General features: G+C 67.9%; 3 protein-coding genes. 1 reads left to right on the top strand and 2 read right to left on the bottom strand.

From position 1 onward, the window contains the following. Window positions 1-330: TraR/DksA family transcriptional regulator (locus ACH107_RS32110; protein ID WP_412509677.1), on the bottom strand; the 330-nt coding region annotated here is incomplete at its 3' end. Window positions 331-413: 83 nt separating this feature from the next. Here ACH107_RS32110 and cysE point away from each other — a divergent pair. Beyond that, window positions 414-1,229: a serine O-acetyltransferase gene (gene cysE, locus ACH107_RS32105; RefSeq protein ID WP_310702707.1), complete on the top strand. Its 816-nt coding sequence runs from the start codon at window positions 414-416 to the stop codon at window positions 1,227-1,229. 75 nt (window positions 1,230-1,304) lie between these two features. On the opposite strand, the gene ACH107_RS32100 is transcribed toward cysE, so the two are convergent. Continuing rightward, window positions 1,305-2,300: 2-oxo acid dehydrogenase subunit E2 (locus tag ACH107_RS32100; protein WP_412509676.1), on the bottom strand; the 996-nt coding region annotated here is incomplete at its 5' end.

The raw sequence follows: 2,300 nt of genomic DNA, 5'->3' as shown, positions 1-2,300 counted from the left end.
CGTGCAGGACAGGCAGCGCGGCAGGGTGGGATCGGCGCGCAGCCGCTCGGGCGCCAGCTCTTCGCCGCAATCTGTGCAATAGCCGTATTCACCCTCCGCCATGCGGTCCAGCGCGGCCCGTACCCGGCGGCGGTCGCCCCCGCGGCGGGCGGCCTGGGCCTTGGCCATGGCCTGGTTCTGCAGCGCGTCCATGCGGCTGAGCCGCCCCACGGCCTGCTGGTCCAGTTCGACGGTCTGCTGGCCCTGGGTGCCGCGGCTGTCGTCCTCGTCGAGGGCCGAGAGCCGGTCCAGAAGGGCCTGCTTCAAGTCGGCCATGGCGCGATGATCCATTTGCGTGACCTCTTCCATCACGGGTTTGTTCTTGGCCTCGGAACCCTATCTGGGTTAGCACTCGGACAAAAGGGAGGCCCGTCATGGCACAGCCGAAACCGCATCCTGATCTTGCCCGGCTCGACCCGGTCTGGGCCCGGATCACCGACGAGGCCGAAGCGGCCATTTCCGACGAACCGCTGATGGGCGGGCTGATCCATGCCTGTGTGCTGCATCACAAGACGCTGGAAAAGGCGCTCTCCTACCGGTTCTCGGCCAAGCTGAATTCCAACGAGATGAGCATGGTCCTGCTGCGCGATGTCGCCGAGGAGGCCTATGCCGACGACCCCAGCCTGGTCGAGGCCGCACGCGCCGACCTGGCCGCGATCGAGGAACGCGACCCGGCCTGCCACAGGCTGTTGCAGCCAATCCTTTACTACAAGGGTTTTCAGGCCATGCAGGCCTATCGGCTGGGGCACCACCTCTGGGGCCGGGGCCGGCGCGACCTGGCCTATTTCGTGCAGATGCGCAGTTCCGAGGTCTACGGCGTGGACATCCATCCCGGCGCTCGGATCGGCAAGGGCATCATGATCGACCACGCCCATTCCATCGTCATCGGCGAGACGGCCGTAGTGGGTGACAATGTCTCGATGCTGCATTCGGTGACCCTGGGCGGCACCGGCAAGGAGGAGGAGGACCGCCACCCCAAGATCGGCGACGGCGTGCTGATCGGGGCCGGGGCCAAGGTGCTGGGCAACATCCGGGTCGGCTGCTGCTCGCGCATCGCGGCCGGGTCGGTGGTGCTGTCGGAGGTGCCCGAGAACACCACCGTGGCCGGGGTGCCCGCCAAGGTGGTGGGCGAGGCGGGCTGCGACCAGCCCGCAATCACCATGGACCAGATCCTGAAATCCGGGGCCTGACGCCGCGCTGCCCCGTACGCAGAAAGGCCGCGCCCGGGTCGAGCGCGGCCTCTATTCCGTTGCGGTCGAGACCCGTCAGGCCAGCATCGTCATCGGGTTTTCAAGGTTGTCCTTGATGGCGGCCAGTAGCTGGGCCCCCAGCGCGCCGTCGATCACCCGGTGATCGACCGAGAGCGTCGTCGACATCACTGTGGCCGTGGTCAACTCGCCGTCGGCACCAACGACGGGCTTCTTGACACCCGCGCCCACGGCCAGGATGGCCCCGTGCGGCGGGTTGATGACCGCGTCGAAATTCTCGATGCCGAACATGCCGAGGTTCGAGATCGCGAAACTGCCGCCGACGTATTCGTGCGGGGCGAGCTTGCCGTCGCGGGCGCGGGTGGCGAGATCGCCCATCTCGGTCGAGAGCGCCGAGAGGGATTTCTGCTCGGAGTCCTTGAGCACCGGCACGAAAAGCCCGCCATCGACGGCCACGGCAACGCCCACATCCGAGGGTGCCAGCTTGAGAATGCGATCCCCGGCCCAGACGGCATTGGCGTCGGGCACCGTTTGCAGGGCCTGCGCGCAGGCCTTGATGATGAAGTCGTTGACGGACAGCTTCACCCCGCGCGGCTCCAGCTGCTTGTTCAACTTGCCGCGGAATGTCAGCAGCGCGTCGAGCTGGATGTCCCGGCGCAGGTAGAAATGCGGGATCGTCTGCTTGGCCTCGGTCAGGCGGGCGGCGACGGTCTTGCGCATGCCGTTGAGCGTGACCTCCTCGAACTCGCGCCCCTCGAACATCTTGCGCACCGTCTCGGCCTCCGGCCCGGTGGGCATGGCGGCGGCGGAGGGTGCGGCGGCCTCTTTCGCGGCCCGGGGGGCGTCGGCGGTCTTGGCGGCCTGCGGGTGCGCGTTTTTCACGTCGGCCTTGACGATGCGCCCGTGGGGGCCCGAGCCGGTGATTTGCGCGAGATCCAGCCCCTTGTCGGCGGCGATGTTGTTGAAGCCGAAACGGTTGATGGCGGCAGCATCCTCGGCCAGCCGGAACAGGCGCGGTCTGGGGTTGCCCGGCTGCGGACGCGGGGTGGCGGC

It is taken from the genome of Roseovarius halophilus (ex Wu et al. 2025), from assembly GCF_047086965.1.
Note: the sequence above shows the minus strand (reverse complement) of the source record. Positions and strands in the feature narration are given on the sequence as shown.